The 14,526-nt window shown below is 44.7% G+C and carries 12 protein-coding genes; 4 read left to right on the top strand and 8 right to left on the bottom strand.

Annotated elements, in window-relative coordinates; genetic code table 11:
* Window position 1 precedes the first annotated feature (1 nt).
* The 6 genes from rimJ to AC6R16_RS09065 form a co-directional block, all read right to left on the bottom strand.
* Window positions 2-580, bottom strand: a complete 579-nt coding sequence (gene rimJ / locus AC6R16_RS09090; RefSeq protein ID WP_500641974.1) for a ribosomal protein S5-alanine N-acetyltransferase — start codon at window positions 578-580, stop codon at window positions 2-4.
* Complete coding sequence (tyrR, locus tag AC6R16_RS09085) at window positions 581-2,125, bottom strand: transcriptional regulator TyrR (RefSeq protein WP_500641973.1); 1,545 nt, start codon at window positions 2,123-2,125, stop codon at window positions 581-583. It lies immediately after the preceding gene.
* A 100-nt stretch (window positions 2,126-2,225) separates the two neighbouring features.
* Window positions 2,226-3,275 (bottom strand): YcjF family protein, encoded by a 1,050-nt coding sequence (locus AC6R16_RS09080; RefSeq protein WP_500674192.1) that lies wholly within the window; start codon window positions 3,273-3,275, stop codon window positions 2,226-2,228.
* Window positions 3,272-4,648 carry a YcjX family GTP-binding protein gene (locus tag AC6R16_RS09075; protein WP_500674191.1) on the bottom strand — a complete coding sequence of 459 codons (1,377 nt, stop codon included), beginning with the start codon at window positions 4,646-4,648 and terminating at the stop codon, window positions 3,272-3,274. The genes AC6R16_RS09080 and AC6R16_RS09075 overlap by 4 nt, the downstream gene beginning before the upstream one ends.
* A 119-nt stretch (window positions 4,649-4,767) precedes the next feature.
* On the bottom strand, window positions 4,768-4,953 hold the full coding sequence (locus tag AC6R16_RS09070) for a hypothetical protein (protein WP_004746177.1): 186 nt from the start codon (window positions 4,951-4,953) through the stop codon (window positions 4,768-4,770).
* A gap of 122 nt (window positions 4,954-5,075) precedes the next feature.
* Entirely contained in the window at window positions 5,076-6,599 is a 1,524-nt protein-coding gene (locus AC6R16_RS09065) for a fumarate hydratase (protein WP_500674190.1), read from the bottom strand.
* A 169-nt stretch (window positions 6,600-6,768) separates the two neighbouring features.
* Here AC6R16_RS09065 and pabB point away from each other — a divergent pair, with 169 nt between their 5' ends.
* Window positions 6,769-8,133 carry an aminodeoxychorismate synthase component 1 gene (gene pabB / locus AC6R16_RS09060; RefSeq protein ID WP_500674189.1) on the top strand — a complete coding sequence of 455 codons (1,365 nt, stop codon included), beginning with the start codon at window positions 6,769-6,771 and terminating at the stop codon, window positions 8,131-8,133.
* Window positions 8,134-8,434: 301 nt separating this feature from the next.
* Here the strand turns inward: pabB and AC6R16_RS09055 are convergent, their stop codons facing one another.
* Together AC6R16_RS09055 and AC6R16_RS09050 are read right to left on the bottom strand one after the other, a co-directional pair.
* Window positions 8,435-10,132 (bottom strand): ATP-binding protein, encoded by a 1,698-nt coding sequence (locus AC6R16_RS09055; RefSeq protein ID WP_500641968.1) that lies wholly within the window; start codon window positions 10,130-10,132, stop codon window positions 8,435-8,437.
* A 5-nt stretch (window positions 10,133-10,137) separates the two neighbouring features.
* Window positions 10,138-10,680: a heme NO-binding domain-containing protein gene (locus tag AC6R16_RS09050; RefSeq protein ID WP_500674188.1), complete on the bottom strand. Its 543-nt coding sequence runs from the start codon at window positions 10,678-10,680 to the stop codon at window positions 10,138-10,140.
* An 84-nt stretch (window positions 10,681-10,764) separates the two neighbouring features.
* On the opposite strand from AC6R16_RS09050, the gene AC6R16_RS09045 reads away from it, so the two are divergent.
* The 3 genes from AC6R16_RS09045 (at window position 10,765) to AC6R16_RS09035 (ending at window position 14,373) form a co-directional block, all read left to right on the top strand.
* Window positions 10,765-11,373 (top strand): CoA pyrophosphatase, encoded by a 609-nt coding sequence (locus tag AC6R16_RS09045; RefSeq protein ID WP_500641966.1) that lies wholly within the window; start codon window positions 10,765-10,767, stop codon window positions 11,371-11,373.
* A gap of 289 nt (window positions 11,374-11,662) precedes the next feature.
* Window positions 11,663-12,916, top strand: coding sequence for an aromatic amino acid transport family protein (locus AC6R16_RS09040; RefSeq protein ID WP_494504859.1), 1,254 nt, complete (start codon window positions 11,663-11,665; stop codon window positions 12,914-12,916).
* Window positions 12,917-13,011: 95 nt separating this feature from the next.
* Complete coding sequence (locus AC6R16_RS09035; protein WP_500674187.1) at window positions 13,012-14,373, top strand: L-serine ammonia-lyase; 1,362 nt, start codon at window positions 13,012-13,014, stop codon at window positions 14,371-14,373.
* Window positions 14,374-14,526 lie beyond the last annotated feature (153 nt).

Below are 14,526 nucleotides of genomic sequence, written 5' to 3'. Positions count from 1 at the left end.
TTTACGCACCTTTCCAGTTCGGGTTAATAAGTGAAGTCAGATTGTGGTCTTCCCACTGACCATTAATCAATAAATAGTCTTTAGCAAAACCTTCTTTAGTAAAGCCAACACGCTCAAGAACGGCTTCACTACGATGGTTACGAGGCATGTAACTCGCCATTATTCTGTGAATGTTCTGAACGCTGAACATATAGTCAACGGCAAGCTTAAGAGCGCGCGTCATTGCTCCTCTACCTTGGGCATTTGCAGCCAGTGAATAGCCAACGCTACAAGCATGGAATGGAAAACGTGATATGTTACTAAACGACACAGTTCCCAGCATTTCGTTGCTCTCTTTATCAATGATCAACAAATAGTAACCAAGGCCCATTCTGTGTAGCTCATTGAGTTTAATCAACTTTTGCGTCCAACCAGACAAGGTAAAGAAGCCCTCTTCACGCTTCGGCTCCCACTCTTTCAAGTGCGCTCGATTAGCAATAAAATATTCAGATATTAAATAGCCATCCGTTGGTTCCGCAGTGCGAACCACAATGTCGTCATCCACTTCATACACTGAAGTGGGGGTACTGATTCTTTCCATCTAGTTTTTTCTGATTCCATATTCACGCAACTTGTTCGCGACTGATGTGTGCGAAACGTTTAAGCGCTTGGCTAACTTACGACTCGAAGGGAATGACTGATAAAGACGTTCCAAAACCTGAGACTCATACTCTTTCATGATTTCATCTAGAGAGCCATCTAGGTTTAGAGCAGGTGCATTCGAAGACGAAGATTCTAATTGAGGTAAGTGGAATAGCTCAGCAGTCAGGATGTCTGATTCAAGTTCAGTTAATGCACGAAGCACCATGTTTTCGAGCTGGCGCATATTTCCTGGCCATTGATAGCTCACCAACTGATCAACCAAAGTCTCATCAATTGAAGGTTTGCTAATGCCAAGCTGCTTTACGTACTTAGCCACAAACAACTCCAGCAACGGCGCTATATCATTCGAGCGCTCTCTTAGTGGTGGAATCAGCAAGGTCAGTACGTTTAGGCGATAGAACAGGTCTTCACGGAACGAGCCAGATTCAGCTAAATCTGCTAACTGATGACGCGTTGACGCAATTACGCGCACATCGACATGAATTTCATCTTCTTCGCCCACACGACGGAAAGTACCATCTTGGAGTAGGCGCAGCAGTTTGATTTGCAGGTGTGGGCTCATCTCACCGATTTCGTCGAGAAATACCGTCCCCCCATTTGCCTGCTCGAAGATCCCCTTGTGGCCTTGCTCATGGTTAAATGACCCTGGTGCGTGACCAAACAACTCTGTTTCGGCAACACCATCTGGCATTGAAGCACAGCTCAATACTAGAAAAGGATTCGCAGCTCTATGAGAACGATTGTGGCACGCGCGCGCGAGCATCTCCTTACCTGTACCTGTTTCACCTTGAATAAGCAGAGGCTGGTCAAGCATAGAGAGTTTCTTCGCTTGGCTGATCAGTGCTTTGTGTCGATTAGAGACACCAACAAAATGTTCAAAGCCAAGGTTATTGTGTAGAGGGAGCGAGTCGTCAAACAGTGGTTTTTCTTGAGTAGAGCGAATGATCATCACAGTACTTGCTAACACTGACTCGTTTGACTCGTCTGAGATGTAAACAGGCATGATTTCCATCATGTAATCTAGCCCGCTAATAACGATTTCTTCACGTTGACGAGCAATCTTGCCTTCTACCCATTTGGTAAAATTAAAGCTTGGAAGTAGCGTAGAGATTTGGTGACCAATCATCTCACTCTCTTCACAACCAAACAGCGACAATGCCGCATGGTTCGCCATATCTACATGACCTTTTAGGTCAATCGCCAGTACTGGCTCTGGCAGGTTATTGAGAAGAGAAATAAGCTCGTTATTGTGACGTTCAATTGGCATGAACTGAATCTTGCGAACGTCTTTCACCCCTGAGATGCGGCGAATCTCCGCCATCAACTCGCTAAAAGTATCAAAGTCGATATCTGGGCAGTTTAAGTAGATGATCCCGGAAACATCGATTTCAATGCCTCGAAGATCGAGATTTTTAGAAGCAAGAATATCGAGCAATTCACGAGTCAGACCAAGTCTGTCTTCACAGAAAACTTCAAGACGCACGGATAAGTCCCTAAATAAGGTGTCACGAAAAGTTGACAGTAGTTTCCCTTAAGCCTAGATCCTCGTCAAGCAAACAGATATTGCCTGCTTCACATTCGCACTATTTGATAGTAATTGCGGCGACTTTTTCAACAATCTGTTTTCGTATTGCCCCCAATTTAACTTGTCTGTCCTTGTGCCAAGGGATTGGACGTAACAATGACATTGCCTTCAACCCGAGCCTCGCGGTAAGAATCCCGACGCCTAGCCCCTGCCCTGCCCGAGCAGATACCTTTCCCGCTAAGTCCATAGACATCAGATCCATACTGGCATCAACCGCCAACTCACTCGCGCCAGCGGCCGCCATATTAACCAATGTCGCTTTAAACAATTTCAAACGTGACCAATAACCAAGCTCCACGCCATAAACCTCAGCCAGATTGTCGATCATTTTGAAATTGCGCCAAGCAACTAACATCATGTCAGCAACAGCCAAAGGGCTTATCGCAACAAGAGCCGCAGATTCCGTTGCATGCTGAGATACGATTTTTGTCGCAACTTTATCTTGTTCAGCCACCACCATAGCGTCATACATGTCGAGGATTTCAGCATCGCTGTGCGACGTATTAATGCTGTTCACCCAACGGTCATAGCTCGGTGATTCTCGTTTAATACCAGACTGTTTTGCTACCGATTCGCAAAACGCCTGACCTTGACCAACACTGTCCGAGTTGACGAGTGCTTCACTTTGCTCCTGAACACTAAAGTGATTACGCAGCCTGCGAAGTTTAAACAACTCTTTGCCAATTGCACTAACACCAAGTAAAGACACCGTCGCGATAAAACCTGACCAACCCAAGGCGAGCCAGTCTGTGGTTTGAATTGCAGAGACAACGTTGTCTACCGCTTGCCAACCGACCAAGCCCGCAAAGGTACCGACCAGAGTAGTCGCTAGCCATCTCGAACCTGATTTTGGTCTTATGACCTGCTCTAGCTCAGCTTCTGCTGCGGTATCCTCCTGTTCATTATCGATTTCAACAGGCACGAACTGCTCGGACTGCTCAAACTGCATGTGAGCGGTCAAATCAGGTTGTACGTCTTCTTGCTCGCTGTGCAAAGCATCATCGAAGACCTGCTTTTGTTTAAACTGCGCTTTATCACTGTTTGTCATTTCAGCTTATCTCCGATTAAGTATTCAAGTGCTTTATCCATACGGATATGCGGCAAAGGCTCATCCGATGAAGATTGCTGGGGTCTAAAGGTGGCAAACTCGAAGCCCTTCTCATGCCAGTAATCTTGAGCCGGCAGCTTTTTGGGTACTTCTCCGGGAAATACTGTTAGAGCTTGCTCATCCATAGTTACCCCTTGAATCGCAGGGTAAGATTGATCGCCCTTACTAATAAAACCTGCTTGCGTTGCCTGTATCGATGCCATGGTCATGCAGTTCATTTCAATATTCTCGTACGACGCGGTTTGCCATGCCGGATGCACCATTTGCTGCAGCAAAGAAACCAAATTGGTGTGCTGCTCCGGCGTAACATGGTCAGCTTTAGTTGCTGCAAACAATATTTTATCGATTCGAGGTGCAAACAAACGCTTCAAGATATTACTTCGTCCATAGCGGAAACTGTGCATTATCTGTTCTAGTGCATGACGCATATCGTGGAAAGATTCGTATCCCGCATTGAGCGGTTGTAAGCAGTCCACCAGCACGATTTGACGGTCAAAAGTCGAAAAGTGATGTTTGTAGAACGCTTTAACCACTTTCTGTTGGTACTCCTGATAACGCGCTTTGAGCATAGCTAAGTTAGAGCCTTTCTCTACTTTGCTTTGTTGTTCAATCTGACACGGGAAAAACTGAAGCACAGGTGCTCCTTCTAAGTCTCCGGGCAACACAAACCTACCCGGCTGCACCCAATGCAAACCTTGCTCTTTGCAGTTATGGAGAAATTCAGTGTAAAGCTCAGATATTTCTGCAAGAAGGTTTTCATCTAACTCCGCGGTTAAATCAATCTGTTCGAGCCGTTCTAGCCAAGACTGCGCCAATTCTTTTCGCTTACCTTTCAACGCCTCGAACTGACTTTGCGACCACTGATGAAAGTCCATATCAAGCAGGGGTAAATCAAGTAACCACTCACCCGGGTAATCGATAATATCGATATGCAAAGTAGATGTACTACCAAACAGTTTTTTAGTCTTTTTCTGCGGACGATATTTAACTGCCAGTCGGATCTCACTCACGTCGCGAGTCGGTTCCGGCCAAATCGGAGGATCTAAGTGCACATGCTGCATCGCCTCGTCGTAAGCAAAACGCGGAACGAGCATATTGGTTTGCGGTTCACGCTTGGCGCCGACTAATCTTTTGTCCCGTGCAGCGGCAAATAGCGGTAGATTTTCATGAGTTGAAGTATGGAGAAGCTGATTAACGAGCGAGCTAATAAATGCAGTTTTACCGGCTCTAGAAAGACCTGTCACGGCAATACGGACATGGGAATCCATAGTACGACTAAGTAAATCATTTACTTCTTGAGTAATTTGCTTCATTCACATTCTCTTTGTTTCAATCACACTGGTAGCTTAGCGACTCTAATCTTAATCCTAGATGAACAAAAAAGCCCCTGATAACAATCAGAGGCTTAGTGTATCAACGAAAACGGCAAACGTTAGTCGTCTTCGATCAATTTATAGATGACAAACAGGGCGATTTCTAACAGCACAAACAGAGCACAGCTAATCGTGACATACTTTTCATCGAAGATACTGATGCCATGGAGAATAAGGTCATATCCGACGAAAGCACCAATAACCACCGCAATGATGATCTGCAAGATTTGAATAAAGCGTGGCATTTTTACTCCTGACTTAGGGTTACAACTCTAAACTAGATAGACAAAAGGTGCAGCATTCGCTCCACCTCTGTCAAATCTTCACTAATTAAATCAGTCATTTCTCACAAGCTAAACAACGACTGCTAAGCTTGGTCTTCCATTTCTTGGATTTTTACTTTCCAAGTGTCTGGACCAATCTGGTGAGCGTTTGCGCCACTTGAGTCAACCGCGACAGTAACAGGCATATCTTCGACTTCAAACTCGTAGATCGCCTCCATGCCTAAGTCTTCAAATGCAACCACGCGTGCTTTCTTAATCGCCTTAGCAACCAAGTAAGCCGCACCGCCTACCGCCATTAGGTACACCGCTTTATGCTTTTTAATCGACTCTACTGTTGCAGGCCCGCGCTCGGCTTTACCAATCATGCCCATGATGCCCGTCTCTTCTAGCATCATATCGGTAAACTTATCCATACGCGTAGAGGTTGTAGGACCAGCTGGACCAACCGCTTCATCACCCACAGCATCAACTGGACCTACGTAGTAGATAAATTTGCCTTTGAAGTCGACACCTTCAGGCAAGCCTTCACCACTTTGCAGCATGCCTTGAATGCGTTTATGCGCTGCATCACGACCTGTTAGGATTTTGCCTGACAGTAAAACGGTTTCACCTGTTTTCCACTTTTCTACTTCTTCTTGAGTCACTTCATCTAGGTTGACGCGGCGCGTATTTGCTCCCGCTTCCCAAGTAATATCAGGCCACTCTTCAAGCTTAGGTGGTTGCAGATCTGCAGGGCCTGTTCCATCTAATGTGAAATGTACGTGACGAGTCGCGGCACAGTTTGGAATCAAGCACACAGGTTTAGAAGCGGCGTGAGTTGGTGCTGTTTTAATTTTAACATCAACAACGGTAGTCAAACCGCCCAGACCTTGCGCACCAATGCCTAGCTTGTTAACGCGATTGAAGATGTCTAGGCGAAGCTCTTCTTCTGCATTTTGTGGACCACGGTCAATAAGCTCTTGGATGTCGATGTGCTCCATCAGAGATTCTTTTGCCAGTACCGCAGCTTTTTCTGCCGTACCACCAATACCGATGCCTAGCATACCTGGTGGACACCAACCTGCGCCCATAGTTGGTAGCGTTTTCTCTACCCATTCAGCAATATCATCCGATGGGTTAAGCATCACCATCTTAGTCTTGTTTTCAGAGCCGCCACCTTTGGCCGCAATTTGAATTTCGACCTTGTTACCCGGCACCATATTAATGTGAACAACGGCTGGCGTGTTGTCTTTGGTATTGATTCGCTTACCTGCTGGATCCATAAGAACAGAAGCACGTAGCGGGTTATCTGGGTTTGTGTAAGCTTGGCGTACTCCCTCATCGACCATTTGTTGAACAGTCAGTTCGGTTGAATCCCACTGGACACCCATGCCCACATTCACAAAGCAGGTCACAATACCAGTGTCCTGACAGATCGGTCGATGGCCTTCTGCAGACATACGAGAGTTAATTAGAATTTGAGCAATGGCATCTTTCGCCGCTTGACTCTCTTCACGGTTATAGGCTTTTTCTAGGGCTTGGACAAAGTCTAATGGATGGTAATAAGAAATGTACTGGAGCGCATCAGCAACACTGCTGATCACATCCTGCTGGCGAATTACGGTCATTGCATGCCTCGTTATATTTATGCTTCCTTTTTGTGGTCGAACACAAACGTTTGCTCGTTGATTTTATATTTGCAAAACACTGTTGTAGCGACCTTTGTTGTCATTATGATACTCTTGCTTTCCTCAACACGCCACGTAATCAACGATCTCTTTGTCACAAATTAAACAAATGAATAACATCAAGCCAAATCGCCTAGAAATCAAACCGATTTCTTATCAAGAAGACCTTGCAACTCAGCATTTTGCCAACATTCAACACCTGCCTTGGTCAATGTTGTTGCGCTCGCCTTCACGCACTCATGTTGATAGCCGATTTGATGTATTAGTGACAAAACCAAAAGCGACGATTACCACCCTTGGTAACGACAGCTATATCGTCACTGAAGGCGTGGAGGTAACCTCCAGCGAAAACCCGTTTGAACTCCTTAAGCGAGTGCAAGCTCAAGTTTTGCCTGAGCTCGACTATTGTGGTGAACTGCCTTTTGTTGGTGGTGCTTTGGGGTATTTTTCGTATGATTTGGGCCGCCGAGTTGAGCGGATGCCTTCGATAGCCGCACAAGACCTTAAAACACCCGATATGGCTATCGGGCTATATGAATGGGCGATGATCGTTGATCATCAAGAGAAGTCTGCGTGTGTCGTTGGTATTGACGCAGAAAAGAATTGGCAGTGGCTTTGCAGTCAGCAAAACACCGACAGAGATACGTTCGAACTCATTGATGATTGGCAGTCCAATATGACCAAAGCGTCATACAGTGACAAGTTTGCTCAAGTTCAAGAGTACCTGCGTTCTGGTGACTGTTACCAAATTAACTTAGCGCAAAGGTTTAGTGCATCATACCAAGGCAGTGAGTGGCAAGCGTACCAAAAGCTCGAAGGCATAAACCAGGGTCCATTTTCCGCTTTTGTGAGAACCGAGCATGGTGCAATTTTGAGCGTCTCTCCCGAGCGCTTCTTACAGGTGAAAGACAGCAAGATTGAAACAAAACCCATCAAAGGTACTCGCCCTCGTAGCACGGACCCACAGTTGGATAAACAAGCGGCTTATGAGCTTGCTAACGCAGAAAAAGATCAAGCCGAAAATCTGATGATTGTTGACCTACTAAGAAACGATGTTGGCCGAGTGGCGAAACCTGGCAGCGTACACGTACCCAAACTTTTTGATATAGAGAGCTTTCCTGCGGTACACCATTTAGTCAGTACCATTTGTGCCAAGCTCGATGACCAATATAGCGCAGCAGACTTATTGAAAGCCTCTTTCCCCGGAGGTTCCATCACAGGCGCACCAAAAATTCGCGCGATGGAAATTATTGAAGAGCTTGAGCCTCACCGACGAAGCGCCTATTGCGGCAGTATTGGCTATATAAGTCGACATGGTCGTATGGACACTAGTATTACGATTCGTACGTTAGTCGCTGAGAATGGTAATATCCACGTATGGGCGGGGGGCGGTCTAGTTGCAGATAGCCAGTGTGACGCGGAGTATCAAGAAACGCTTGATAAACTAAGTAAAATCCTGCCGACCTTAGAGTAGAGAGTGATTTGAGGCAAACATCTAATGCCTATCGCGCATTCATTAACAAGAGAGTCGCATGGGCAGCCTTACCATAGACGTAGCAGTGAGAACCCCTTCAACACCAAAGCCTGAGAATTAACTAGCCCATGCAACAATTTGAAACTCTGCTCTCAGCTTAACGTTACCTACTTTAAGGCAGATACTACAAGCTAAGATTCAATGAGATGTTATAACATAACACAAACAAAGAAAAGTAATTCTTGCTCACCTTCTATCATCTCGAGATTGACTATAAAGGTGCCCGCAATCTAGGTGAAAGTTAGCTCCATTTTTCGAGCATCAATTTTAGATCTTTAGCCGTGTAGGGTTTTGTTAAAATATCATCCATACCGCACTGGATACATTTCTCACGCTCTTCGAGCGTAGTTCCAGCCGTTAACGCAATAATGGGTAAGGTATACGCTTGTTCTCTTAAGTATGCTGTTGCCTCAAAGCCATCCATTTCGGGCATGCGGCAATCCATAAAGACAAGATCATACTTGGAGGAGTTAAAAGCTTTGATTGCTTCAAGGCCATTATTAGCCATATCGGGAGTAATAGAGAGCTTCTTTAACATTTGATTGATGATGACTTGATTCATACGAATATCGTCAACCACCAGAATAGATAGTTCCTCTAGCGGCTTAATCAGGGGTTTGTGCTCTGCTTGTTCTGAGCTAACCGTCCACTCGGCGGTTTGTTTAAGCGGTAAGAGCACTGTAAACGTACTGCCTTTCCCTATTTCACTAGAGAGCGATATTTCACCCGACATAAGTTCGACAAGATTTTTGCAGATCGCGAGGCCTAACCCTGTCCCCTCAAAATTTCGCTTCGCTGTCCTATCTGCTTGTACAAATGGCGTAAACAATTGCGCTTGCGACTCTTCACTGATCCCAATCCCTGTATCCGTTACTGCGAAGAGTAGTCCCTCATTCTCCCATTTGACTTTAATGGTCACCTCACCTTGAGAAGTAAACTTAATCGCATTGCCCACCAAATTGATCAGAATCTGGCTAATACGTTCAAAGTCACCGATGAAGGCCGCTGGGATCGTATTTTGCTCAATGATCTCGAACCCCACCCCCTTCTCTAGTGCTTTCGTCTCAAATATCCCTAACAACATTTCACGCATTTCCGACCATAAAAACTGAGATGGGATCAGCTGCATCATCCCTGCACTCATTTTACTAAAGTCGAGAATGTCGTTGATGATATGGCGAAGCAGGTCGCCCGAATGTGAGAGGTTGCTTAGCAAGGTTTGTTGCTCTTCATCTAACTGAGTTCCGGCTAACAGTTCAGCACTGCCTAATAAGCCATTGAGAGGCGTTCGGAGTTCGTGGTTGATCATGGCAACAAACTCTTTGGTCGAGCGTTCAGACTCTTCAGCTCTCGCTCTCGCTTCTTGGTTACTTGTCACAATCAGTTGGCGACTTATCGCGCTGCATAGTAACTCTGCAACGAGCAATAGCTGATTTACGACAAACTCTCGGTCGATATCTTCGCTAAGTAAGTCGACCGTGAGTTCACCAACAATCTTATGTTCCACCTCGATCGGTAGCTTTAAAGAGTTATGCTGCCAAATAGCGTAGGGCTTCACTAAGTTTAAATCTTTAACTTGTGCAGAACCAAACACGTTACCTATGACGGAAGTCATAAGTTCAGCCTCAATGTACAAGCCAACGCCACATAGTGCCGAAGAAGCCATCAGACGTTCGAGCAAATTTGCAATCAAGCCATCATCGAGAGTTCTGCTCAAGAAGGCGCGCCCGAAGTGAATCAGCGCTTCACTGATATGTTGCTCAAATTCAAGCTTATGCAAATCACTGTGGGTTTGCTTTTTAAGCTGCGTTAATACCAACTTCAAGTGCTGGTTGGATTCATACAGCTCTAAGCTTTTTTGCTCCAGCAACGCTTCTGCTTGTTTACGCGCAGCTATTTCTCTGGCTAGCTTTCGTTCTAAAGGGGTGTCCTTTTCCATTTAGGTTATCCCACGACACTAACCTTGAACCGAACTTGACTACCGTCTTCGGACAAGTTTTCCATCGTCGTTGCGATTTTCTCTTTGAAAAACTCACCACAACCTTCAATTAGACCCAAACAGACATGCGACATGCAACGGGCACTGCGATAGTCAAAGACCATCTCGCTTTCAGCCTCAGAAATGAATATAAAGGAAGGAGGGTTGGCTTCGGGATACAGCTTTTTGACTTCGATATGAATATAGTCTTCGACCAATTTGATAAATTGAAACGTCGACTTGCACTCTTGTAAGCTATTATTATCAGGTAAGGTGTTATAAAGGTTATTAAAAACTGATTGACCAAAAACTCGTTGAAGATCTTCTGGTGAGATACCAGTACGAATGCTGAGTTGCATGATGAGCTTAACCAAATTGCGATGATCATAACTACCAACGGATGTGTAGACGCCATCATCTCCCGCAGCAGAAAGTAAGCTATCAAGCTCTTCTAGACCAAACTTTTGTTCAACCAAGTCCATAAACTCAGTAAAGATAATGCCTTTCATTAAGTACGCTATCCTTGCGCTAATAGGTGTAGTAGAAAGCATGAGCCATATTGAAGGCTTTTTCAAATATCGACAGGAGCTAACGTGTTGTCTGAGCTAAATAAAAACCACTTGATCCAGCGATTTCAAATGCATCAAACCGTCAACTATCACCAAGAAGCTCTCAACCGTGTCTCACACCTTAATCAAACTCACTTACGTAAAGCCTCTGTGTTGGTTGGTTTTGTCGAACGCGAAACCGGCATTAATGTTCTTTTCACTCGCCGAGCCAAGCACCTGAAACATCACCCCGGTCAGGTCAGCTTCCCAGGAGGGAAATTCGAATCAGGCGACATCGATTTGTCTCACACTGCGTTACGAGAAACTTATGAAGAAGTGGGAATTGAGCAAAACCAAATTGAAATATTTGGTCAAATGCCAGAACTGGTCACAATAAGCCGATTTACGGTCACTCCTTTCTTGGGATTTATTTCTCCAGATTATCAAACACGCATTGACAAAAATGAAGTGGATGAAGTTTTTGAGGTACCCGCTTCTGTGGTTTTAGATAGAGAAAAATTACACAGTCAGCAATTTCGAGTTAACAATTTTTCACATCGAGTCTTTGGGCTTTCTTACAATTCTCATTTTATTTGGGGGATGACAGCGCAAATCATTCAAGCGATGCAAAATCACATTATGCATCAGCATTAATAACTCCAATGAATGAAACAAATCTGTTCACATTAGTTAAATTGTTTATCAATAACGGAAACGTTTTCTGAGACATACATTAAACAAATTCATAACAACATTAGATTTACTAATGAATCGCATTAGCATAAATCACTAGTAGCACATCATTTTCGTGAGCAAAAACCTGTTTTTGACATATCATGTTATAACTTGAATCAATTCATGATTTAGATCTAGTTTTCGTGCAAGGTTTTTATGCAAAATTGCCCCCGACTTATTTCCTGTTCCCAAAAATGAGTATCACAAAATGAATACTACAACTACTGCGGCTTCGACCGCACAATCGTCTAGTAAGTTTACTTACAAAGACTTCACTTGGTGTCTATCACTTTTCGGTACCGCTGTAGGTGCTGGCGTACTTTTCCTTCCTATCAAAGCTGGAGCGGGTGGTTTTTGGCCATTAGTTATCCTTGCTCTAATCGCAGCACCAATGACTTGGTTCGCTCACAAATCTCTTGCTCGTTTCGTACTTTCTGCGAAAAACCCTGAAGCTGATATCACTGACACTGTTGAAGAACACTTTGGTAAGACTGGCGCAAACCTTATTACTTTTGCCTACTTCTTCGCTATCTACCCAATCGTTCTTATCTACGGTGTTGGTATCACAAACACGGTTGACTCTTTCCTAGTTAACCAAATGGGTATGGAATCTATCCCACGTTGGTTGCTATCTGGCGCGCTGATCGCTGCAATGACTGCGGGCGTAGTGTTTGGTAAAGAGCTAATGCTGAAAGCGACATCTGCACTGGTATACCCACTAGTGTTCATCCTACTTGCGCTTTCTTTCTACCTAATTCCAGATTGGAACAGCTCAATGGTAGAAGTAGCACCAGACTGGTCTTCTATGCCATCTGTTGTTTGGCTAGCAATTCCAATCATCGTATTCTCTTTCAACCACAGCCCAGTAATCTCTCAGTTCTCTAAAGAGCAACGTCGTGTTCACGGTGAAAATGCAGTTCAGAAAACTGACACTATCACTGGCGGCGCAGCGATGATGCTAATGGGTTTTGTAATGTTCTTCGTATTCTCAGTTGTTCTATCTCTGTCTCCAGAGCAACTAGCAATGGCGCAAGAGCAAAACATCTCAGTTCTTTCTTACCTAGCGAACGTTCACGAATCACCACTTATCTCTTACATGGGTCCACTAGTGGCATTCGCAGCGATCACATCTAGCTACTTCGGTCACTTCCTAGGTGCTCACGAAGGTCTAGTAGGTCTAATCAAGTCTCGCTCTGAAACGCCAGTTAGCAAGATTGAAAAAGGCTCTCTACTGTTCATCGTTATCACTACTTGGATCGTGGCTATCGTTAACCCAAGCATCCTAGGTATGATTGAAACAATGGGTGCGCCAATGATTGCGGCAATCCTATTCCTAATGCCAGTATTCGCAATGCAGAAAGTGCCAGCTATGGCGAAGTACAAAACTTCTGCACCTGTACAGATTTTCACAGCAATCTGTGGTATTGCGGCAATTACTTCTGTAATCTACGGCGCTCTTTAATCTACGGCTTTATAAAGTCTGATTAAACCAAGAATATAACGATAATAAATAAGCCTCCCTTACCCCTTGGGAGGCTTTGTTCTGAGGTAATCGATATGATTAGTGTTTTTGACATCTATAAGATCGGCGTTGGTCCTTCTAGCTCACACACTGTAGGCCCAATGAAAGCAGGTAAAGAATTTATTGATGATTTACGCTCAATGGGAAAATTGCGCGACATCACTAAAATTACCGTCGACGTTTATGGATCACTATCACTGACAGGGAAAGGTCACCACACAGATATTGCTATCATCATGGGTCTTGCAGGCAATACCCCTGAGAAAGTTGATATTGACTCTATTCCGGGCTTTATCGCTCGCGTAGAAGAAACTGAGCGCCTTCCTGTTGGCATGCACTGTCACACAGTATCGTTCCCTAAAGAGGGTGGTATGAACTTCCATACTACTAACCTTGAACTTCACGAAAATGGCATGCAAATTCATGCTTGGATCGGTGAAGAGAAGGTTTACTCTAAGACTTATTACTCTATCGGCGGTGGTTTCATCGTTGATGAAGAGAACTTCGGTAAAGAAGAAGAAAACCCAGTAAAAGCTCCTTATGAATTCACCACAGCGGAAGAGCTAGTGAATCAGTGTAAGGAAAGCGGCCTTTCTATCAGCACATTGGTAATGAAAAACCAAGCTGCGCTTCATTCTGACGAAGAGTCTCGCACTTACTTTGCTAACATCTGGAAGACCATGCGTGAGTGTATGGATCGCGGCATGAATACGGAAGGTATTTTGCCAGGTCCTCTACGTGTGCCTCGCCGCGCAGCAGCGCTACGCCAGCAACTTCTAACTTCAGAGAAAACGACTAATGACCCTATGTCTGTTGTAGACTGGGTAAACATGTTCGCTTTTGCTGTTAACGAAGAAAACGCTGCGGGTGGCCGTGTGGTGACTGCGCCAACTAACGGTGCTTGTGGCATTATTCCTGCGGTATTGGCTTACTACGACAAGTTCATTCAAACAGTCACAGAGAAAGACTACATCCGTTACTTTGCAGCTTCTGGTGCAATCGGTGGTCTATACAAGCGTAACGCTTCTATCTCTGGTGCTGAAGTTGGCTGTCAGGGAGAAGTTGGTGTGGCATGTTCTATGGCGGCAGCGGGTCTTGCAGAACTTATGGGTGGTAGCCCAGAGCAAGTATGTATGGCAGCCGAAATCGCAATGGAGCACAACCTAGGTCTGACTTGTGACCCAGTTGCTGGTCAGGTACAGGTTCCATGTATCGAGCGTAACGGCATCGCTGCTGTTAAGGCGATCAACTCGACTCGTATGGCTCTACGCCGCTCTTCAGCGCCAACAGTTTCTCTGGATAAAGTAATTGAAACTATGCTAGAGACGGGTAAAGACATGAATGCTAAATACCGTGAAACATCTCAGGGTGGACTAGCAGTTAAAGTCATCTGCTAATCGCGCTAAACCTTATAGAATAAAGCCTGAGCTATCGCTCGGGCTTTTTTATTATCACTTCAAACAACGCCATTCACCAAATAAATACATCATTTGGTTTAGTTTATAAAAAAATATAAATATGTCGCTATATCCAAATACTTTGGATATGCC

This window comes from Vibrio sp. R10-SG3-ISO10, assembly GCF_059834185.1.
The sequence above is the reverse complement of the archived record's forward strand: the minus strand, read 5'-3'. Positions and strand labels throughout refer to the sequence as shown.

What these genes read in the sequence shown, in the direction of transcription:
- AC6R16_RS09070 (WP_004746177.1), bottom strand. Translation starts at nt 4,953, where the DNA reads ATGCCACGCTTTATTCAAATCTTGCAGATCATCATTGCGGTGGTTATT.
- AC6R16_RS09035 (WP_500674187.1), top strand. Translation starts at nt 13,012, where the DNA reads ATGATTAGTGTTTTTGACATCTATAAGATCGGCGTTGGTCCTTCTAGC.
- AC6R16_RS09065 (WP_500674190.1), bottom strand. Translation starts at nt 6,599, where the DNA reads ATGACCGTAATTCGCCAGCAGGATGTGATCAGCAGTGTTGCTGATGCG.
- AC6R16_RS09080 (WP_500674192.1), bottom strand. Translation starts at nt 3,275, where the DNA reads ATGACAAACAGTGATAAAGCGCAGTTTAAACAAAAGCAGGTCTTCGAT.
- AC6R16_RS09055 (WP_500641968.1), bottom strand. Translation starts at nt 10,132, where the DNA reads ATGGAAAAGGACACCCCTTTAGAACGAAAGCTAGCCAGAGAAATAGCT.
- AC6R16_RS09075 (WP_500674191.1), bottom strand. Translation starts at nt 4,648, where the DNA reads ATGAAGCAAATTACTCAAGAAGTAAATGATTTACTTAGTCGTACTATG.
- AC6R16_RS09040 (WP_494504859.1), top strand. Translation starts at nt 11,663, where the DNA reads ATGAATACTACAACTACTGCGGCTTCGACCGCACAATCGTCTAGTAAG.
- pabB (WP_500674189.1), top strand. Translation starts at nt 6,769, where the DNA reads ATGAATAACATCAAGCCAAATCGCCTAGAAATCAAACCGATTTCTTAT.
- AC6R16_RS09050 (WP_500674188.1), bottom strand. Translation starts at nt 10,680, where the DNA reads ATGAAAGGCATTATCTTTACTGAGTTTATGGACTTGGTTGAACAAAAG.
- rimJ (WP_500641974.1), bottom strand. Translation starts at nt 580, where the DNA reads ATGGAAAGAATCAGTACCCCCACTTCAGTGTATGAAGTGGATGACGAC.